At 44.0% G+C, this 19,549-nt stretch carries 21 protein-coding genes; 5 read left to right on the forward strand and 16 right to left on the reverse strand.

Annotation, left to right across the window (positions count from 1 at the left end; all coding sequences use genetic code 11):
- The first annotated feature begins 163 nt into the window (after positions 1-163).
- Positions 164-1,618 carry a cardiolipin synthase gene (cls, locus tag QMA04_RS15130; protein ID WP_191715550.1) on the forward strand — a complete coding sequence of 485 codons (1,455 nt, stop codon included), beginning with the start codon at positions 164-166 and terminating at the stop codon, positions 1,616-1,618.
- Positions 1,619-1,711: 93 nt separating this feature from the next.
- Here the strand turns inward: cls and QMA04_RS15135 are convergent, their stop codons facing one another.
- The 5 genes from QMA04_RS15135 to QMA04_RS15155 all read right to left on the reverse strand — a co-directional run bounded on the left by QMA04_RS15135 (position 1,712) and on the right by QMA04_RS15155 (position 6,204).
- Complete coding sequence (locus tag QMA04_RS15135) at positions 1,712-2,542, reverse strand: M15 family metallopeptidase (RefSeq protein ID WP_191715549.1); 831 nt, start codon at positions 2,540-2,542, stop codon at positions 1,712-1,714.
- Positions 2,543-2,945: 403 nt separating this feature from the next.
- Positions 2,946-3,191 (reverse strand): hypothetical protein, encoded by a 246-nt coding sequence (locus QMA04_RS15140; protein ID WP_191715548.1) that lies wholly within the window; start codon positions 3,189-3,191, stop codon positions 2,946-2,948.
- A 53-nt stretch (positions 3,192-3,244) separates the two neighbouring features.
- Positions 3,245-4,024, reverse strand: coding sequence for a membrane protein insertase YidC (gene yidC, locus QMA04_RS15145; RefSeq protein WP_191715547.1), 780 nt, complete (start codon positions 4,022-4,024; stop codon positions 3,245-3,247).
- Between the two features lie 163 nt (positions 4,025-4,187).
- The gene (locus QMA04_RS15150; protein ID WP_191715546.1) at positions 4,188-4,973 is read right to left on the reverse strand and encodes a helix-turn-helix domain-containing protein; all 786 of its coding nucleotides are present in this window, start codon (positions 4,971-4,973) and stop codon (positions 4,188-4,190) included.
- A gap of 331 nt (positions 4,974-5,304) precedes the next feature.
- Positions 5,305-6,204, reverse strand: a complete 900-nt coding sequence (locus QMA04_RS15155) for a diacylglycerol/lipid kinase family protein (RefSeq protein ID WP_191715607.1) — start codon at positions 6,202-6,204, stop codon at positions 5,305-5,307.
- 105 nt (positions 6,205-6,309) lie between these two features.
- Between QMA04_RS15155 and QMA04_RS15160 the strand changes: the two genes are divergently transcribed.
- Positions 6,310-7,440, forward strand: coding sequence for an MFS transporter (locus tag QMA04_RS15160; RefSeq protein ID WP_290186753.1), 1,131 nt, complete (start codon positions 6,310-6,312; stop codon positions 7,438-7,440).
- A 38-nt stretch (positions 7,441-7,478) separates the two neighbouring features.
- On the opposite strand, the gene QMA04_RS15165 is transcribed toward QMA04_RS15160, so the two are convergent.
- Positions 7,479-7,871, reverse strand: a complete 393-nt coding sequence (locus QMA04_RS15165) for a hypothetical protein (protein WP_290186755.1) — start codon at positions 7,869-7,871, stop codon at positions 7,479-7,481.
- An 89-nt stretch (positions 7,872-7,960) separates the two neighbouring features.
- The gene (locus QMA04_RS15170) at positions 7,961-8,413 is read right to left on the reverse strand and encodes a GNAT family N-acetyltransferase (protein WP_191715543.1); all 453 of its coding nucleotides are present in this window, start codon (positions 8,411-8,413) and stop codon (positions 7,961-7,963) included.
- 94 nt (positions 8,414-8,507) lie between these two features.
- Here QMA04_RS15170 and QMA04_RS15175 point away from each other — a divergent pair, with 94 nt between their 5' ends.
- Positions 8,508-9,005 (forward strand): GNAT family N-acetyltransferase, encoded by a 498-nt coding sequence (locus QMA04_RS15175; RefSeq protein ID WP_191715542.1) that lies wholly within the window; start codon positions 8,508-8,510, stop codon positions 9,003-9,005.
- 85 nt (positions 9,006-9,090) lie between these two features.
- On the opposite strand, the gene QMA04_RS15180 is transcribed toward QMA04_RS15175, so the two are convergent.
- The 6 genes from QMA04_RS15180 to mntR form a co-directional block, all read right to left on the reverse strand.
- Positions 9,091-9,678 carry a DUF4064 domain-containing protein gene (locus QMA04_RS15180; protein WP_191715541.1) on the reverse strand — a complete coding sequence of 196 codons (588 nt, stop codon included), beginning with the start codon at positions 9,676-9,678 and terminating at the stop codon, positions 9,091-9,093.
- A 448-nt stretch (positions 9,679-10,126) separates the two neighbouring features.
- The gene (locus tag QMA04_RS15185; RefSeq protein WP_203340438.1) at positions 10,127-10,408 is read right to left on the reverse strand and encodes a GNAT family N-acetyltransferase; all 282 of its coding nucleotides are present in this window, start codon (positions 10,406-10,408) and stop codon (positions 10,127-10,129) included.
- Between the two features lie 17 nt (positions 10,409-10,425).
- Positions 10,426-11,394: a ring-cleaving dioxygenase gene (locus tag QMA04_RS15190; RefSeq protein ID WP_191715539.1), complete on the reverse strand. Its 969-nt coding sequence runs from the start codon at positions 11,392-11,394 to the stop codon at positions 10,426-10,428.
- A gap of 131 nt (positions 11,395-11,525) precedes the next feature.
- Positions 11,526-12,413, reverse strand: coding sequence for a DUF1002 domain-containing protein (locus QMA04_RS15195; protein ID WP_290186759.1), 888 nt, complete (start codon positions 12,411-12,413; stop codon positions 11,526-11,528).
- Between the two features lie 54 nt (positions 12,414-12,467).
- Positions 12,468-13,328, reverse strand: coding sequence for a CvfB family protein (locus QMA04_RS15200; RefSeq protein WP_203340441.1), 861 nt, complete (start codon positions 13,326-13,328; stop codon positions 12,468-12,470).
- A 21-nt stretch (positions 13,329-13,349) separates the two neighbouring features.
- The gene (gene mntR / locus QMA04_RS15205) at positions 13,350-13,772 is read right to left on the reverse strand and encodes a transcriptional regulator MntR (RefSeq protein ID WP_191715536.1); all 423 of its coding nucleotides are present in this window, start codon (positions 13,770-13,772) and stop codon (positions 13,350-13,352) included.
- 174 nt (positions 13,773-13,946) lie between these two features.
- On the opposite strand from mntR, the gene QMA04_RS15210 reads away from it, so the two are divergent.
- Positions 13,947-14,102 (forward strand): lmo0937 family membrane protein, encoded by a 156-nt coding sequence (locus QMA04_RS15210; RefSeq protein WP_146558271.1) that lies wholly within the window; start codon positions 13,947-13,949, stop codon positions 14,100-14,102.
- A gap of 165 nt (positions 14,103-14,267) precedes the next feature.
- Here the strand turns inward: QMA04_RS15210 and QMA04_RS15215 are convergent, their stop codons facing one another.
- The 3 genes from QMA04_RS15215 to QMA04_RS15225 are packed head-to-tail and all read right to left on the reverse strand — an operon-like array spanning position 14,268 to position 17,826.
- Entirely contained in the window at positions 14,268-15,386 is a 1,119-nt protein-coding gene (locus tag QMA04_RS15215; RefSeq protein ID WP_191715535.1) for a GNAT family N-acetyltransferase, read from the reverse strand.
- A 21-nt stretch (positions 15,387-15,407) separates the two neighbouring features.
- Entirely contained in the window at positions 15,408-17,477 is a 2,070-nt protein-coding gene (locus tag QMA04_RS15220) for a heavy metal translocating P-type ATPase (protein ID WP_290186764.1), read from the reverse strand.
- The gene (locus QMA04_RS15225) at positions 17,470-17,826 is read right to left on the reverse strand and encodes an ArsR/SmtB family transcription factor (protein WP_191715533.1); all 357 of its coding nucleotides are present in this window, start codon (positions 17,824-17,826) and stop codon (positions 17,470-17,472) included. Before QMA04_RS15225 ends, QMA04_RS15220 begins: the two co-directional genes overlap by 8 nt.
- 254 nt (positions 17,827-18,080) lie before the next feature.
- Here QMA04_RS15225 and QMA04_RS15230 point away from each other — a divergent pair, with 254 nt between their 5' ends.
- Positions 18,081-19,547 carry a SulP family inorganic anion transporter gene (locus tag QMA04_RS15230; RefSeq protein ID WP_290186766.1) on the forward strand — a complete coding sequence of 489 codons (1,467 nt, stop codon included), beginning with the start codon at positions 18,081-18,083 and terminating at the stop codon, positions 19,545-19,547.
- Positions 19,548-19,549: the final 2 nt, after the last annotated feature.

Raw genomic sequence — 19,549 nt, forward strand, 5'->3', positions numbered from 1 at the left:
CCTTCAGACAAGAGGAAGTTTTTTCTATACCATTAGTTTCTTCTCTCTATAACCCGGGTAGTTTATACTTGAACTATCCAAGAAAAAGCGAGTAATTCCGCTTGAAACCCTTAATTTTATTGGTTTGGTTTCTCCCATAGATTGATAAGTTAGGAGAATGACAATGACTGTAACTATTTTCAGTGTATTAACTGCCGCGATTTTCATATTCAACGTTATTCTGGCAGCAGCTCTGGTCTTCTTAGAAAGACGGGATGCCTCTTCCACATGGGCATGGCTGCTGGTCCTATTTTTCATTCCTATTTTAGGATTCTTTATTTACCTGCTTTTAGGAAGGCAGCTCCGCAAGAAAACTCTTTTTAAATGGGAAGGCAGCAAACGCGTCGGTATTGAACACTTGATCGCTACGCAAATGAACGAACTGCATGACAACAGTTTTGAATTTCAGGATCCCAATGCAAAAAACTATACGGACTTGGTTTACCTCCACCTTCGCAACAACGGAGCTTTGTTGACACAAGACAACAACTTGCAGATCTTTAATGATGGTCGAAAAAAGTTCAATTCGCTTCTTCAGGATATCGAAAATGCCACTGATCACATCCATATCCAATATTATATTTTCCGTTTGGACGAACTGGGCAACCGAATTGTAGATGCTTTGACTCTTAAAGCTAAAGAAGGCGTTAAGGTTCGCTTGCTTTATGATGATATGGGTTCCAGAAGAATAAGCAAACGCCTGTTCAAGAAACTCACGGCGGCAGGCGGAGAAGTCGAAACCTTCTTCCCTTCCATCTTGCCGATTATCAATCCGCGGCTCAATTACCGAAATCACCGGAAAATCGTGGTGATTGATGGGGACGTCGGTTATCTCGGCGGCTTTAATGTCGGAGATGAATATTTAGGGCTTAGCCGAAAATTCGGCTATTGGCGGGATACGCATCTGCGAATAACTGGAAGTGCCCTTTACCCATTGCAGACGCGTTTCATCCGAGACTGGAACCAAGCATCTGCGCGTCATGATATCGAATATGACGAAGCTTACTTTCCAGTAAAACAGGAAACAGGAAACACTTCCATGCAGATTGTTTCGAGTGGACCGGATGAAGAATGGGAACAGATTAAGGACGGTTATTTGAAGCTCATCAACTTGGCGCGCGATTATATCTACATACAAACTCCTTACTTTATACCGGATGCCAGTTTCTATGATGCTATCCGCATTGCGGCTTTGTCAGGAATCGATGTTCGGATTATGATTCCAAACAAACCCGATCACCCTTTCGTTTATTGGGCTACTTATTCCTACGCTGGCCAAATGTTGCGCGCAGGAGCCCGCGTCTTCATCTATGACAACGGCTTTCTGCATACAAAAATGATTGTTACAGACAACAAAGCGTCTACCGTCGGTACTGCTAACATCGATGTCAGAAGCTTTAAATTGAATTTCGAAGTGAATGCATTCATTTACGATGAAAAAGTATCCACCGATCTTGCAGAACTATTCCACCGGGATATGAAGCTTTCGACGGAATTAACCTATATGATGTATTTGGACCGCACCCGCATGATTAAAACCAAAGAGTCGATTGCCCGTTTACTGGCGCCTATTTTATAACAATAGAAAGTTACGACTTAAAAAATGATAAAGAGTCCCCAATATTTTACTCAAAGAAAAACGTCTCCGATAAACCGGAGACGTTTTTCCTTTCTATACACCTAAATATTCTTCAAGCGTGATTCCTTTTTGATGAATTTCTTCAGCAATTTCTTTCCCTACGTAACGGAAATGCCAAGCTTCATGCATATACCCTGTAATGTGTTCACTGCCTTCTGGATAGCGAAGGATGAACCCGTATTCGTGGGCGTGCGCTTTCAGCCACTTGCCTCCTTCAGTATCACCGAAGGACGAGGAAGCCCAGTGCTGTTCTTGGCCTGCTTCACCGATATCAAATGCGAGGCCCGTCTGATGTTCCGAATAACCAGGGCGCGCGCTGTAGCGGTCTGCCGCTTCTTGGCCGTCTTTTGCTGTGTAGCCTTCATATAATTGCTTTTGGCGTGCAAAATCGCGATACGTGCTGAATGCATTCAGGTTGAGGCCATCTTTAGCAGCTGCCGCTTTCATGGTTTCAAAAGCTGCACGTGCTTCCGGGACTTCCCCAGGAGCGTATGTTGCAGGCAATGGATGCTGCTTATTGGCGATAAGTACACCATTGATTAAAGTGGGCTCTGCGGGCAGCACACTGTCTTCAGGATAAATGGTCGCATCTGCTTTTTCTTCTGATGCCGGTTCTTCTTGTGCGGGTTCTTCTGTTTCTTTAGGTTCAGCCGGTATTTCTACAGGCTCCTCTTTCTTCATCTCTTCAGCGGGTTCTTCACTTGTCATCGATTCTGCTAAAGCTGTCATGCTTTTTTCCATATCCCAGTCATGTATGTAAAACCACGCCGCTGCTAAAACAGCCATTATTGCTGACAAACTAATCACCATCCATTTTATATAGAACTTTTTATCTTTTGGTTTTTTTGTACCCATAGATTTCATACTAGGCCTTCCTTCTATCAGCTTCTTTATTATTCTATCATTCTTGTTGGTGGATTTCTTCCGTAACAAGTAGCATTTTTCCCAAGCTTTTTTCTTCTCTAATGGATCGAATTTTTTTCTAGAAAAGAACTCTTCGAACAATCTGTAAACAGTTTTGACTCACTTAAAAATTTAACGGCCATTATTTTTACTTATATTTATTTAAACACCCCCCTAAGCCCCATGTTTTTTACGAATAACTAAGTATAAACACATAAGGAGCTGTAAACATTGAATCATATATCGGAACGTGATATCCAGGTGTTGATGAACCGGTTGGATACACTATTAGAAGAACGCTCGAAAGAAAAGTACGAATACATAGAAACAGCGCAATCTCAATGAGATCGCGCTGTTTTTCATTCTACATTAAAATGGTTGCCAACACGACAAAGAACAGCAGTCCGAAAATGATAGCCATACCGAGCATCCATTTTGCCTCCCGGTGCATTCCTTGTGCTTTCATGTGTCGATAACGAAAACTGTTTGTCAACACAAACAACAGCGTCATAAACAATACTGCCACTTCCAGGTAACCAAAGATCAAGAAGGTCAAGGCAGTGATACTTAATAAGGCAATGCCTATTCCCTGTATAAGTTTCATATTCATGTAAGTATCTCCCCAAAAAAGAAAACCGGCAATATTTGCCGGCCTCTTCTAAATTATTTTTTATCTTCTACTGCTTCAAGCGCTTTTTCCGGATGATTCGAATAGAATTTACGGCCGATGAATGTTTGGATGATCAACAAGATTCCTCCAACTGCCCAGTAAACCGGTAAAGCTGCCATCGATGTGAATGAAATGAACATAATCATAATTGGAGAAATGTAAACAAACAGCTTCATCTGCTTTTGCTGTTGTTCTGGCATCGTCCACAAAGATACTTTGGCTTGGAAGAAGTAAACCGCACCAGCAATCAATGTCATGATAACATCCGGTGAACCCAGGTTAAACCATAGGAATTCGTGTGAACGGACATCTGGCGAGTATAGAATGGCAAAATAAAGACCCATGATGATCGGCATTTGGATAACAACAGGCAAACAACCCATGTTCAACGGGTTTACCTCATGCTTTTTGTAAAGTCCCATCATTTCCTGCTGCAATTTCATCTGTTCTTCTTTATCTTTCGTTTCTTTCAAACGCTTTTGGATATCTTCCATTTCAGGACGCATCTTATCCATCTTGACTTTCATTCCTTGCTGGCGTTTATAGGTACGCAGCATGAATGGCATTAACACCAAACGGATAATAATGGTAATTACAACAATAGCCATACCATAACTACCGCCGAACAATCCCCCTAAATAATCCAATGAGAAATCAAATGGCTTCACAAAGATGGAATAAAAGAATCCTTCTTTGTTTTCAACAGCGGCACATCCACTCAATAAAACAGCAGCTACCGCCATCATCATCAATAATGTAATTTTCTTTTTCAAATTAGTCACCTTCACCTTTTTCAACTACTAAGAAGTATAACGATAAGCGCTGCAAAATTCAATCCGTGAGTAAAAGACCGATGGATTTTTTCATTTTTGTGACGAAATTACGGCATGTCTTCTTCCTATTCGTATGCAAGAAAAAAAGGAGAATTTCTTCTCCTTACTTGGCATTCGGCAATGTATAGCGGAAATACGGAATGTGCTGGCTGTCACGGAATTGCTTTGGTGTGACGGCTGTGTATTTTTTAAAAATCCGCGTAAAGTAACTTTGGTTGCAGAAGTGGAACTGCTTGGAGATGTCTGAAATGCCTTTATCCGAATGGCGAAGATAGTATTGCGACTCTTCCACACGACGGACATTCAAATATTCAACAAGCGTAATGCCGGCATGTTCTCTGAAAATACGCGACAAATGGCTGGTTGAAATATTAAAATGCTTAGCAATTTCTTCAACAGACAAATCGCGTTCTACTTCGTCATTGATGTAAATAACGACTTTGTTGACGGTTTGGTGCCCGAAAGAAGGTTGCTTGCGTTCAGAAATGATCGATACAAAAAATTCAATCAGCTCATCTGCAACGAACATGAATTCAGAGTCGTTCATATGTTTGTCCACTAACTCTACGCAAGCGGAGTTAAAGGCAAATGCTTTCTTAGGTGGTACACGCATTTCATAAAGTTTACGTGCCATAACGGAAGATAGGATGATGAAATAATTGCGGATAGAGCGGATGATATCTTTTTCTGGACGAAGCGAAAGCATATCAATCAATTCTCTCAATGTTTCTTTTGCCCGCTCTTTTTCCAAATGGTGAATTTCATACATCAATTGCGTTTCAATTTCAAAAAACTTATCCAATCCCTCAACCTGGTTTAAGTTTTCTGTCTCGTTCATAAATATTTTTGAAATCGTTTCTTGTATAGATGGTGCAGTGATAAGATTCATCGTTTCCCCGTCTTTCTTTGTACAAGTTTGTGCTGCATCTCTCAACTATATACTGAAATAGCGCAAAATAATAGAGATATGCTGCTATTATTGTATATTTTTTATGTAATTTGCTCTAGTATAAAAAACACAGTCTTGCGCCTTCAGTAACGTTTTAATACAAAATTTATACTATATTAAACGAAATCGTTTTAAAAAGGTTCCATTCCTACTTTTAAAAACTCGATTTTAACAGAATGACAAAACAAGCCACAGCAGAAAAATGACTTGTCCTGTATTCCTGTTCCGTACGCCATCGTTTCAGCCCCTTTAAAGGGTGAATTCCATTTTTTTATTCCCCGGCATCATCGGGTGGAATGAGTGCACGTATATGCTGCGGCAATACCTCAATCATGAAGGGAGTCGTGCACCCTTCGTCACCATCAATATTACAGGACATCGGTTCATTCGTTTTAATGGACACTTTGGTCGTATGGACTGCTTCCACCGCTGGATCTTCTTCCAGTTTTCCTCTTAGCACCGAAGTTGCAATGCGGAGAAATGCCGGCAGAGCTGCATTTTTCACGATATACAGATGCAACAGGCCGTCATCCGTTAAAGCTTCAGGGGCTAATTTCTCAAAGCCACCTACTGAATTGGTCAATGCCACCAGCACCAGTTTTGCTTCTCCCGACCACGTTCCATGGTCATGCTCAATTTCAAAGTATGTTTCTGTATCTGCTGTAATGGCTTTAACGCCTTCAATAAAATAGGCCAATGCGCCCAATTTGGTTTTCTGCTCTGGATCCACATCATACGTGGACTCGGCAATATCACCAATTGCCAAGATATTCATGAAGAAATGCTCTCCAACCTTGGCAATGTCTACGCGCTTTTCATATCCTGTTTTAAGGGCTTCAATCGCTTCCGGCGGGTCGAGTGAAATTCCCAATGCACGCGCAAAATCGTTGACGGTGCCAAGAGGAATTAAGGAAAATAAAGGTTGATGCTCTTGCTCTGCTATTCCTGATACCGCCTCATTGATGGTGCCATCCCCACCCATGGCTACAACAAAATCATATTTCTTTTCACAGGCTTCAGCTGCAAAATGCGTGGCATCTTTCGCTTTTTCCGTTTCTCTTGTATCGACTTCATATCCCATGGATGCAAGTGTTTCTTCTACTTGCTCCCGGTATTCGGACGCACGCTCTTTTCCTGCAGATGGATTTAATATGAACATTGCTTTTTTCATCATCAGACCTCCGATGGTATAATACGGCTATAGTTATATTCGTCCCTTGCCTTGGGGCGAGCAACTCCAGAAAACTGCAATTTGTTCAGGAAAGTAGGAGCCGCCTTGCGTATTTTTATTTATCTCATTATCTTCTTTGCTTTTTTTGATTTATTTGCCCAGCTGCCCATCATGAGCACGTATGCAGTGTCTTTAGGCGCCAGTCCCTTTATCGCCGGATTGGCGGTGGGCATGTATTCGCTTTCCAATACATTCGGAAACGTCATTTCCGGTATTTTTTCCGATCGTAAAGGACCTTTTAAGATTTTAGTTGTTGGCCTATTATCTACGAGCTTTGCATTGTTCAGCTATTCAGCAATAGAAGGTCCTTACAGCCTTTTAGCTATCCGCTTTTTCCACGGAATTGCGGCAGGACTGACTGTTCCGGCTGCCTTCACATACTTAGCCAATCGGACAGAAAGCACTAAACGAGGAAAAGGCGCAGCGTTGTCAGGTGCATTCGTCGGGCTCGCCGCTATCGTCGGTCCAGCTTACGGCGCAGTATATACCAGCCGCAATGACGTTCCACAAACCATGTTTCTTACCGGTATGCTGATTTTGCTGATTGGCATAGCTGCATTTTTCTTGTTGCGGCAAACAGCCATAACCAAAAACAAAACGGCCAGGAAAACTGTTGCGCTCATGGATATTCTGAAAAACAAAGGGTTGATCCGCTCTTTTTCAGGCGCATTCTTTCTGATGTTTTCCCAAGGGGTTTTGGCCTATATGCTGCCGCTCAAAGTTGAAGCGCTTGGTTTGGATTCTCAGCTGAGCGGTCTGTTATTAAGCGTTTTCGGAATTTCAGCTATTCTAGTTTTTCTGCTCCCCATCAATCGCATTTTTGATGTCACAAAACCTATCTATACTTTAATCGCCGGCTTTACTGTGATGGGTGCATCGCTGCTTTTTTTGAGTGCAGCATCCATTGAATCCCTATTGTACGCTAGCATGGGTACGTATGGAATCGGCTTTGCTCTGCTGTTTCCTTCAATCAATTCTCTGTTGATTGATTCAACGGATGAAGCATCGCGCGGACGGGCTTATGGGTATTTTTACGCGTTCTTTTCCATCGGTGTTGTTGCTGGTTCAAGCATTACAGGAGCATTTGCTTTAAACCCCAATCAAGGATTTATCGTCAGCAGCCTTCTCTTATTGGCAATCGCCTTATTGAATGGGTTGACGGTTAAGAAAGAATAATCGGCAGTAAAAAGGATGGTCCTGGACCATCCTTTTTCTTATAAGTTATCTGTGCTTATTTTATTTTCCGGAGATGCTGATGCCGTATTTTCAGCTTTTTCGCTGCCGACATCGTTTGATGATAATTTTACGTCACCCTTCTCTTTGTCCTGTTTTTTCTGTTGCTGCTCGTTGTAATACTGGACACTTGCGGAAGCTCCGCCTTCAGCGACCATTTTGTTTTCACGTTTTTCGGTAGTGCTTGGCGTATCCGTGGTTTTTGAAATCGGGTTGCCGTCTTTATCCAGGTTTTGTGATTCCATGTAAGAGTTCACCTTCACTTTCGCTTCATTAAAAGCCTTTGTGGCTTTTTCGCGGTTTTCAGGGTTTTTGAAATATGCATATGCTCCCGCAGCTAATCCTGCTAATAAGAGACCTCTTCCTCTTGCCATTTGCAGCACTCCTTCATCAATCAATTTGGTTATTACAATATATTTACCCTTTTTTTATGAAGCTAATCCTTTATTGTATGTCAAAAGTATTACATTTTGCTGTTCGTTAATTTCATATCCACATGCGGAATGCCGTCTTCGTCATAGCTTTCAGAAATCGGTTGGAATCCGAAAGATTGGTAAAACTCCTGAAGATAGACTTGCCCCTGCAGTTGAATTGCCGGGGCCTTCCACTCGGTTAGTATGTAATCAATACTGTGTTCAAGCAGTTGCTTGGCCAATCCGCGTCCTCTGGCTTCTTGTCGGACAATGACTCTGCCAATGGATGGCAGGTCGTACTTTACACCACCTGGGACTAGACGTGCATAAGCTTGGATGACCCCATCTTCAGTGTAAAGCAAATGAATGGATTGCTGATCCAGATTGTCCAGCTCGGGGTATGGACAGTTTTGTTCCACTACAAATACATCAACTCGCAGCTTCAGTACCTCATATAGTTTTTTTGCCGTCAACTCTTCGAAATAATAGGTCTTCCAGTCCATATTCAGCACCCTCCTTTTGTTTCTATTATTCCACATTAGTGGCTATTGGGCTGTATTTTTGATATGATTACAAAAAGAATTTAGAGGTGATTACATGATTCGTACCGGTACATCTGCAGATATTGCATCTGTTCAAGAGATTGCCAAAGTTAGCTGGAATGATACGTATGCCGGAATCATTCCCTCTACCATCCAACAAAGCTTTTTAGATAAATCCTATTCTACTCCGATGATGGAGATGCGTTTAAAGAGAACAATCATATTGCTTGCGGAACATGAAGGCCAGCCCGTCGGCTTCGCCAACTTCACGAAAGTCGATGAAGATGGTGATGCCGAATTGATCGCCATCTACATGAAACCCGAATTTCAGCGTTCGGGTTATGGCAAACAATTGTTGAACAGCGGTTTGAGCTATCTGCTCAACGGCAACCAGCTCTTTGTTTATGTCGAAAGCGAAAACAGTAAAGGCCGCAACTTTTATGAAGCAAATGGCTTCGAGCTGCTGGAAGAGTTCGAGGAATTATTCGAAGGCCATCCACTGCAAACAGCCAAATACGTTTACAATTTGAAAACAGCTGCCACTGCTTTATAGGCAGCTGTTTTTTGTGCACTCATCAAAATAGGCACCTTGGCAACTATTGCCAAGGTGCCTATTCGTTCTTTTAAAGCTCATTCACTTACAACGGACGATAAGGTGTATCGTCGTCATTGCGTGTTGTGGTTGTGTCATCGCGGCGCAATTCATCTTCTCGACGAACGGATTCTTCTTTGCGGCGCAGCTGATCTTCCTGGTACTTGAAGTCATCATCGCGCAAGTTTTGATTGTTTGATATACGCGGTTTGCGAACAAAGCACATAATAGCGGCAATATAGAACAAGATAGATGTTAACGATAGAAGTCCGGCAAATAATCCGGCAAGAATAAAGAAGACTCCTGCCATAGACGCTTTTCCTCGTTTACGGAGATTGACCAAAGCAACAATGGCGAAAATTGTACTTAACGCCAACAGCGCAATCAATACCCATCCTACGATATTGAAGCTTGAAGACATCATATCAATAACCATTTGTGCTTCTTCCGGATTGGAGAATGCAGGATCTGCCATAATTTCATCTTCTATATATTGTTGAAACTCCGGTGTACCTTGAACACTCGAATAACTCGCCATTCCAAATCCGATTAAGGCAATTGCCAAAATGTTAAAGACGATGCCGATGATCCCGAGCACTTTTTCTCCCGCTCTGTTAACTGTTTCTTGATTCATTCATTCCACCTCTTCCTATAGTCTCTTATCAGTATACGTACAAATAAGGATTTGGTTACTTAATTATTCTGTTCCCTTAAAAAAACTAATAAAACCTGTAAGGACTGTCCAGCATCCCAAGTAGATGAAGCAATAGACTTTTGTCAAAAAAATGTTTAATGACGTTTCAAAAGGGTAGAATATTAATAACAAAGATTTGAAAGGAGTTCTAAAAAATGGAAAAAAATCTAATTTTTAGTCAAGCTGATTTCATGTATGGTGTTGGAGGAGCTTCAATTTTAACTGCCATTGTATTCTTTATGACAAGCATTTAAAAACGGAGGTAACGAATGATCAATTACATATGTATAACATAGCAAAAGCAATCCACTCAACTGATAGAGGATTGCTTTTTGCGTGCCTAAAAAAATTCAGCAAAGCCGAAAACCTTCACCAAAGTGTAGGTCCTTTATATTTTAACGTCATCGTATTCTTTATAGCGGTCAAAAGCCGTTACAGCATAAGAACAAACCGGCTCCATTTTAAAGCTGTTTTCACGGGCATAGTCGGCCGCCCGATCTAATAGTTTTTTGGCAAGTCCCTGGTTGCGCATTGATTCGTCTACAAAGGTATGTTCAATGACCATAACATTCGCTAGTTCCGTCCACGTAATTTCCGCTTTTGTTTGGCCATCTTCTTCAAGCCGATACGCAAATTCGTCACTGCCTAATTCGATTAATTTAAAATCCATTTCCATTCTCCTCCTATTCATTGATTAATACTCAACGGACGAAGAGATGCTTCGATTTGAGCACGTTTAGGCTCTAAAAACGGAGGCAATGCCAAGGTTTGTCCTAAAGCGTCCATCGGTTCGTCCGTTGCAAAGCCTGGCTCATCTGTTGACAATTCAAAAAGAATGCCATTAGGCTCACGGAAATATATCGCTTTGAAATAATAGCGGTCTACTTCTCCGGAAGTCATAAAACCATTGGAACGCAAGTATTCATTCCATTTGCTGTAGTCTTCGTACGTTTTGACACGGAACGCCACATGGTGGACGCTGCCTCGTCCCGGTCTTTCGGGCGGTAGGTCTGAACGTTCCTCTAAGTGTATTTCGCCAGCGGGACCGCCTTTTCCTGTCGAAAAGACTAAAATATCTTTTTGCCCGTCTACTGTGGACGGATAATGGCCAATTTGTTCAAACCCCATAATATCTGTCAGAACGGCAGCTGTTTTATCGCTTTTTCGGACCGTCAAGCGTACATGGCCTAATCCGACAATGGCGAACTCTTCGGGAATACCGGCTTTTGTCCAAGGGATACCATGCTCAATGCCACTCCCATCATCAACAACCAGCATTAATCTGGAACCTTCGAAATCCTGGAAAGTCAAAGTTGGACGATTAAAACGCTGTTCAATTTTTCCGTGTGGAACTTCAAATTCATCAAAACGCGCGAGCCAATAATCCAACGCTCCTTCATTTTTTACGCGGAACGCCGTATTGCTGATGCTCGAAACACCTGGATGCGTACGTCCAGCCATTGGAATATCAAAGTACGTCATATCTGTGCCTGGGGTTCCGACCGCATCTGCATAAAATAAATGATAGGATGACGGATTGTCTTGGTTAACGCTTTTTTTCACTAAACGCATTCCTAAGATCCGTGTAAAAAAGTCATGATTGGCATCGACGTTGGCTGTTAAAGCTGAAACATGGTGAATTCCTTCTAATTTCATATCAATTTCCTCCTAATTATCTTGAATTCGAGATATTAATTTCATATTATCACTGTCTTTTCACACGCGCAAGCTATCACACTTTAAACCAAAAACAGGCAAGCCCCATAAATGGGACTTGCCTGTTCAAATTAATTCAACCAGCCGCGGACAGTATCAGCAAGATTTCTGAAGAAAGTTTTTACACTTTCCCAAAAGCCTTCATCATTGACGACTTTGCCGATTTTGTCTTCGATGGTCTTACTCAAATCTTCTAATTGTGTGGACCATTTGGAAAAATCGATATCAAGCTTACGAATGCGGTCCATCAAATCCACCAACAATTGGCGGTCTTCCGGGCTCAGTTCAATTTGGAGCTTACTCAATTGCTCCTCCACAATCTGCTCCACTTCTTCACGCGAAGCTGGATTCTGTTCAGCAATCTGTTTTTTGATTTCAGTTAACAATTCGCTGACTTTAGCGTCTTCCACGCCGCCGTCTGCAAGTTCCGTTGCAACGGTCAATTCGTCATTTGCGACGTATGTCCGTTCCGGGTCGAGCTCTTCACCATTTACTTCATAGGCTTTATAGATCCCTACAAGTGCCGAGTGGCCAGTTACCGCTTTGGGTGCTGCCACTTCCACGGTAGCATTTTCAATACCCGCAGTCAGCATGGCATTGCCGTACATTTCAGAGGTTACCTGAGTAATGTTGTCAGGCGTTACAATTTCAATCACCAGTCCAGCACCTTCATCTTTGCGCGTGATTTTTGCAGATGAATACATATTGGCACGAGAATCGCCATCTTTAATGTACTTGATCAGATCCTGGCCCGTCACTTCAATTTCTTCTACATCCACTTCTCCAGCTACATCCAGGCTTTCAGCAACAGTTGCTTTTTCATCTGCTGATAAATTGCCTCCGTAAACCACGATCGGCAGACCGAATTTTTCGTTGATGCCGACATTTGCCGAACTGTGTGATGGCAAAACAGCAGATAGCGTAAACAGTAATGCTATGGCAGTGAGTAATTTTTTCATTAGTATATTGCCCCTTTCTCCAAATTAATACGAAATCAATTTGAAAAGGTTCCTTTACTTCGTTGACTTGGTCCAGCCATCTTCCTGGATAATTTGGCGATTTTTATACAATTTGCCAAGTGCACGCTTGAATGCCGCTTTGCTCATGCCGAAAATTTCCTGGATTTCGTCCGGAGAAGATTTATCGGTGAATGGCATCTTGCCGCCCGATTCTTCGAGATAACGCATGATTTCTTCCGCGTCATCTGCCAAACGTTCCTGTTTTCTTGGAAGCAACGAGCCGTTAAGTGTGCCATCGTCTTTTACATCGATAATGCGGACAGTTTTTTCTTCCCCAAGGCGCGGTTCTTCATGGCGTTCTGTTTCGTGAATAAAAATACGGTACATTTCAGGAACCGATAGCATAAAGGTCCCGACTGGCAACAACCGGTAAGCGCGTGCCTGCAGGTTTTGATTAAAAGCGGTTTCTGGTGCAGGCTGCATCAATTCCAATACTTTTTCTTCCGTTGCCAGGCGTCCGTATAAATCGCCATGGCGGTCTGTCCGAAGCGTCATGAAAATATGGTCGCCTTGCTTCGGCCACAATTCCATGATTTGCGGAAGATCAGCCGGCAGCAGATACACTTCACGAGTCGTACCAATATCCACTACTGCACCTTCACGTGGAGAAACTTTCAATACTTTTGCCCAGCCATATTCACTTGGCAGAATATGAGGAATCATCGGTGTTGCCGAAACGCCTCCTTGGCGGTTGCGGTAAAGGAAGACTTCAATTTCTTCTCCGATTTCCTGACCTTCTTCTATTTCTGATGCGTTCATCATTACTTCGTCGCCTGAACCATCCGATAAAATCCACTGAGACGTTGAACGGTCTTTCACTTGCAATGTCGCTTTCAATCCTGGGTGTAAAGCCATAATTAGCTCCTCCTATTTCTCTTAACTTTCTTTTTCTTCTTTATTCAGCTGTTCCAGCTTTTCCATAAAATCCGGGCTTTCTTCCAACAGTTGGACCAAATCGGCAATCCGATCGATTGAATTCCAGCTTAAATGGTGCTCGATTCCTTCAACATCCCCGTAGATCCGTTCTTCATCTACACCGATCAACCGAAGAAATTGTTCAAGCAGGCTGTGCCGCTCCAATAGGCGTTTGCCCAGCTTCTGGCCCCTTGGCGTCAAAACCAGTCCTCTGTAGCGTTCGTATATCAAGTAGCCGTCTTTATCCAGCTTCTGCACCATTTTAGTGACAGAAGAAGGCAGCACAGATAAGGCCTCCGCGATATCCGAAACACGCGCATAGCCCTTTTGCTCAATTAATGAATAAATGATTTCAATATGGTCTTCCATACTTGGAGTAGGCAAAGTTCTTTCCTCCCTCACGTAGCTATGTTCAGTTTACTATACCGCCATCATTGAAACAACTGGACTTGCCGTCCTTAAAACAGTCCGTTTTTTCAGAAAGGTTTAAGCTAAATACTGTCAGGGTAGTTATTACTATAAGCAAAATAGTTATTATCGAAAGGGCAGGTGAAAAACATGGGACGTATTCTTTGGATTATCTTAGCAGTCATTATTGTAGTATGGCTTATCGGATTCTTAATGGACGTAGCAGGCGGACTTATACACATTCTTTTAATTATTGCTGCAATCGTTTTAGTTATCAATTTAGTAACTGGACGTAAGGGCGTATAGCCACAGCGTTAATTAAACAACAGGGTTGTTTCAACAGTCATTGTAAATGGCTGTTGGGACAACCCTTTCTTTATGTCTGTTATTCAACAACCCCATAGGAAAAGCAGGAAGGAAAAGTTAGTGATTTTCCTTCCTGCTTTTCAGTGTCAGGGAACTCCATATACTTTATTGACGGATTTTGGCGTAGATGCATGTATCCCGAAGTTTATTTCCTACTTTAGAAATCGTATCATTGCGCAAGATGCCTTCCAGCTCGAAATCCAGGCGGTTGGCTACTGCGCGGCTGCGGACATTGTCCGGATCGCAACGGATTTCAACCCGATTGGCCTCCAACTCCTCAAAAGCAAATCGAGTAATGCGCTCAACTGCTTCCGTGACGTAGCCTTTGCCTTCATAACGGTTATCGACCCAATAGCCGATTTCAAATTTCCGCACTTCCCAATCAATCCGGTGAAGCCCTGTAGAACCGATAAATTGCCCGGTTTCTTTCAAAAAGAAATGCAGACGCAGATCCTTGCGCAATTTGAAATTCGCCTCAGCTTCAATCAGCGTCGCTTCCGTTTCTGCAAGATCCGGCTCCTGTTGCGCAAATGGCAACCAGGGGCGAAAAGCTTCCAATGAATGCACAACCGCTTCATAGCTCGCCTGTGCATCTTCTCTTCTTGGCGCCCGTATCAGCAGGCGTTCCGATTCGAATTCTTCCGGAAAATCGAGCAATACCGGATTGAAAGGCGGTTCTTTCGCTTCCACCACCGCATCATCCCACAGGACCGGTGTCGTGATGCCAGCCTGCCAATCTTCGCGCGTCATCCCATAAGTTACGGCATCGTAATAGCGGTTTTCCCGCGGAGAAAACCAGGCTTGCCGCATATGTGCTTCTTTGACAAATCCTGTCCGTTCAAAAGCTTTGCGCATTGCAAAATTGTCATGACGCGTATTGCCTTCCAGACGGATTTTCTTTTCCGGCAATGAAAAGACGAAGTCAGCAACCATTTTCAACGCCTTCGGGCCGTAACCTTTATTGCGGTACGGATCTGCAATCCGCAAATCGAAAAGCGGGATATCATCCTGCAGGTCAAAGATTTTGACTAAGCCCACTTGCTGGCTTTCCTCGTTTTCTATCCAAAAAGTCGTGACTTGATCTGATTTATATCCGCCTTCTTCGATGGTCTTCTCAATCAAGGCGCGGACCGGATGTTCGTGACCGTGAAATGGCCATGAATTCGTTGTCATAAAATGAATCAGCTGTTCTTGTTCTTCCATTGTCCACTCTGTTAATTTCAATGGTTACCCTCCAAACCTACCTTACTTCTGGACTTTCACAAGACGCAATGCATTCAAAACCACCAATAAGGTGGCACCCATATCTGCGAAAATCGCAATCCATAAGGTTAACCAACCTGGGATGATCAAAAGCAATGCAAGGATCTTGAGCCCCAATGCAAAGACGATATTTTCTTTTATTATACGCAATGTCTTTCGGCTGAGTCGAATCGTATAAGGCAATTTCTCCAAATCGTCGGCCATCAATGCAATATCCGCTGTTTCCAGCGCTGCATCTGTCCCTGCTCCACCCATGGCAATGCCGATATTTGATGCAGCAAGAGCCGGTGCATCGTTAATGCCGTCGCCTACCATCGCCACACGGCCATATTGTTGTTGCAGACCTTTAATCGCGGCCAGTTTGTCTTCCGGCATCAATCCTGCCCGGACATCGGTCACTCCGATTTCCTCCGCAATAGCCTTAGCTGTTGCAGGATGGTCCCCCGTCAGCATGATAGTCTGGCCGATGCCCATTTCCTTCAGTTTTTGAATGATGGAAGGGCTTTCTGTGCGGATGGCATCCGCTACTGCGATAATGCCCAATAAAGCTGTTTCTGAAAACACAGCAGTGACAGACTTTCCGCTCTCCTGAAGTTTACGCGCTTTTTCCGGAATGTGTAAGCCCTTTTCTTCGGCCCATGTCAGGCTGCCGACACAGATGAGTTCTTCATTGACGTCTGCATAAGCGCCTTTGCCTGTTACGGAATTGAAGTTTTCAGAAGCATAAACACCTGTCGCTTCTTTTGTAATGGCTCTCGCCAAAGGATGCTGCGACATGGCTTCCACCGATGCCGCAAGTTTCAACAACTCTTCTTTCGTGACAGTCCCTTGGACTAGAACATCTGTCACTTCCGGATACCCTTTGGTCAATGTTCCCGTTTTATCAAAAGCGACCGCATTGATACGGCCCGTTTCTTCCAAATGAACGCCGCCTTTAATGAGCACACCTTGGCGCGCAGCATTGCCGATGGCCGTCACAATAGCTACCGGAGTGGAGACGACCAGTGCACATGGACATCCAACGACCAGAACCGCCAAGCCTTGGTACACCCACAACTCCCAGTTCCCCGTTATAAAGCCAGGCACCAATGCAACCAAAAAGGCGATGGCGATGATCGCCGGTGTATAATATTTGGCAAACTGATCGATGAATTTCTGTGTCGGTGCTTTTTCAGCCTGCGCTTCTTCGACGAGATGGATGATCTTCGCAATGGTTGTATCTTCGACACGCTTTGTGACAGTGACTTCAAGCGCCCCTTCATCATTCATCGTACCGGCAAAAACTTCATCTCCCACCGTTTTGACTGCAGGAATCGACTCTCCTGTAATCGCTGCCTGGTTGACGGCGGACTGTCCGCGCAGGACTGTGCCGTCCATAGCGATTTTTTGTCCTGGCTTCACAAGTAGAATGTCTCCAATACGGATGTCTTCCGTATCCATTTCGGCTAATTCCCCGTCGCGCTGAATCAATGCCCGTGCCGGAGCCAGATCCATCAGGCTGCGGATCGACTGGCGCGCTTTGTTCATGGAGAAAGACTCCAATGCTTCGCTGACAGCGAACAGGAACACGACAACCGCTCCTTCACGCCATTCGCCGATGATCACCGCACCGATGATTGCAATCGTCATCAAGGTTTTCATATCAAACTGGAATGTGCTGAGGTTTTTCAGCCCTGTCCAGAACATATGGTAACCGCCGATTGCCATAGACCCGCCAAAGAGCGCAATCGACCAAGGGTGTGTTTCACCCGCTTGGAACGAAACGATGATTCCTGCAATCAGCAACAACAGGGAGAAAGCTGTTTCGATTGTCTGGCGGCGTTGGTAAAATGGCACTTGCTTTACTTTTTCTTTTTCCGGATAGACGCGGATATGATCAAACGCTCCCGCTTTCTCAAGCGCTTCAATGGATACATTTCCATCAACCGTCAATTTAGAGGCACCAAAATTCAAATTGACATTTCTGATTTCCGGCAATTCGCGGACATTCTTTTCGAATTTGGCTGCACAACTGGTGCACGACAAGTTTTCAAGACGATAGGTTTTAACCATTTTCCACACCTTCTTTCGTGTGTTCATGAGCGATTGTCACCAATTGACGAACGTGGTCGTCAGACAAGGAATAATAAATCTGTTTTCCTTTGCGCTCGGATTTCGCCAAGGCGCGCTCCCGCAAATAACGCAAATGATGGGAAGCCGTAGCTGTGGAGGAGCCAATGACTGCTGCAATGTCACAGACGCACATTTCTTCTTCTATCGTTAAGGCATACGCGATGTTCAGCCTTGTTTCATCTGCCAACGCTTTGAACAGGTTGGCAACTTCACTCAAATCGGCCATACGCTCCTGCACATGGTCCACCACTTCCGGATTGACTTTGGTCACTTCACACAATTCTTTCATACTGCCACCTCTTTCATTCAAACGAGCATTTGATTGTTAACTTCAGTATATATGCCTCTGCAATTACAGTCAAACGCTGATTTGAATGAAGCATATTTACACTCTGAAAAAAAGGTGGTACAGTTTTAGCTGTTGCTGTGCCCCGGGACTTCTTTGAGAGTAAGGAGTCATGTTACCCCATTCTCTCTGCTATGCTAAGCAAGCATAGTAAAGAGAATCATCAATTCATTTTATATAGAAGGAAGTGCACTTGTTTGAATACCTTATCTTATAAAGAGCAATGGTTTGGCAATATCCGCGGAGACATTTTGTCGGGAATTGTGGTAGCCCTTGCGCTTATTCCGGAAGCCATCGCTTTCTCCATCATTGCCGGAGTCGACCCAATGGTTGGCTTGTATGCTTCGTTTTCCATCGCTGTCATCATTTCCTTTGTCGGCGGCCGGCCCGCTATGATCTCCGCCGCCACCGGTGCAATGGCATTGGCCATGGTGTTGCTGGTCCGTGACCACGGGCTGGATTACCTGTTGGCTGCCACTATCCTGACGGGTGTGCTGCAGTTGATTTTCGGCTTTTTGAAAATCGCACGCTTTATGAAATTCATCCCCCGTGCTGTCATGATCGGCTTTGTCAATTCACTGGCCATCCTGATTTTCATGGCACAAGTGCCGTTCATTTTCGGCATCAATGCCATCACTTACGCGTTTGTGGGAATCACGTTAGCGATTGTCTATATCCTGCCGCGGTTCTTCACAGCCATCCCGGCTCCTTTGATTGCCATTTTGGCGTTGACAGGTGTCGTCATGTACAGCGGCATCGACATGCAAAATGTCGGCAGTTTGGGCACCATTTCCCAAACCCTGCCAAGTTTCTTCATCCCGAATGTTCCGTTCAACTTCGAAACGCTGCAAATTATTTTCCCGACAGCACTGGCTTTGTCCATCATCGGTTTGCTTGAGTCTTTACTGACGGCATCGATCCTCGATGATGCTACAGAAACCGGATCGGATAAAAACCAAGAAGCCCGCGGACAAGGGATCGCCAACATCATCACTGGATTTTTCGGCGGCATGGCTGGCTGCGCAATGATTGGCCAGTCCGGCATCAACGTCCAATCGGGTGGCCGTGGTCGTTTGTCCACGTTTGTCGCTGGGGTTTTCCTGATGTTCCTGATTATCGTCCTTGGCAATTGGGTTGTTCAAATCCCGATGCCGGTCTTGGCAGGAATCATGGTGATGGTATGCATCGGAACCTTTGATTGGGGATCCTTCAAATACTTGGTGACAGCTCCGAAATCAGATGCCATCGTGATGTTATTGACTGTCGTTGTTGTCGTTTACACACATGATTTATCTAAAGGCGTATTCGCCGGCGTCATTTTAAGCGCAGTCCTGTTTGCTGCCAAGATTTCCAAAGTGGAAGTCCGCAAAGAAGGATTGGAGTCCGATGCGTCGAATAGATATACCATACACGGACAATTGTTTTTTGCGTCTTCCCAGGACTTTGTTTCTGCATTTGATCAGGTGGAGCCGTCCCAAGGAGTCATTTTGGACTTTTCCGATGCAACCGTCTGGGACGATTCAGGCGTAGGAGCCATCGACCGGGTGATGAATAAACTTCAAGCCCAAGGGCAAACCGTTGAAATCACCGGTTTGAATGCTTCCAGCCAAAAACTTGTAGATAAATTGGCGACATACGGTAACGCAGGCAAGAGTACACACTAAGG

The sequence above is a fragment of the Planococcus sp. APC 3900 genome (assembly GCF_030407735.1).
Taxonomy (GTDB): domain Bacteria; phylum Bacillota; class Bacilli; order Bacillales_A; family Planococcaceae; genus Planococcus; species Planococcus notacanthi.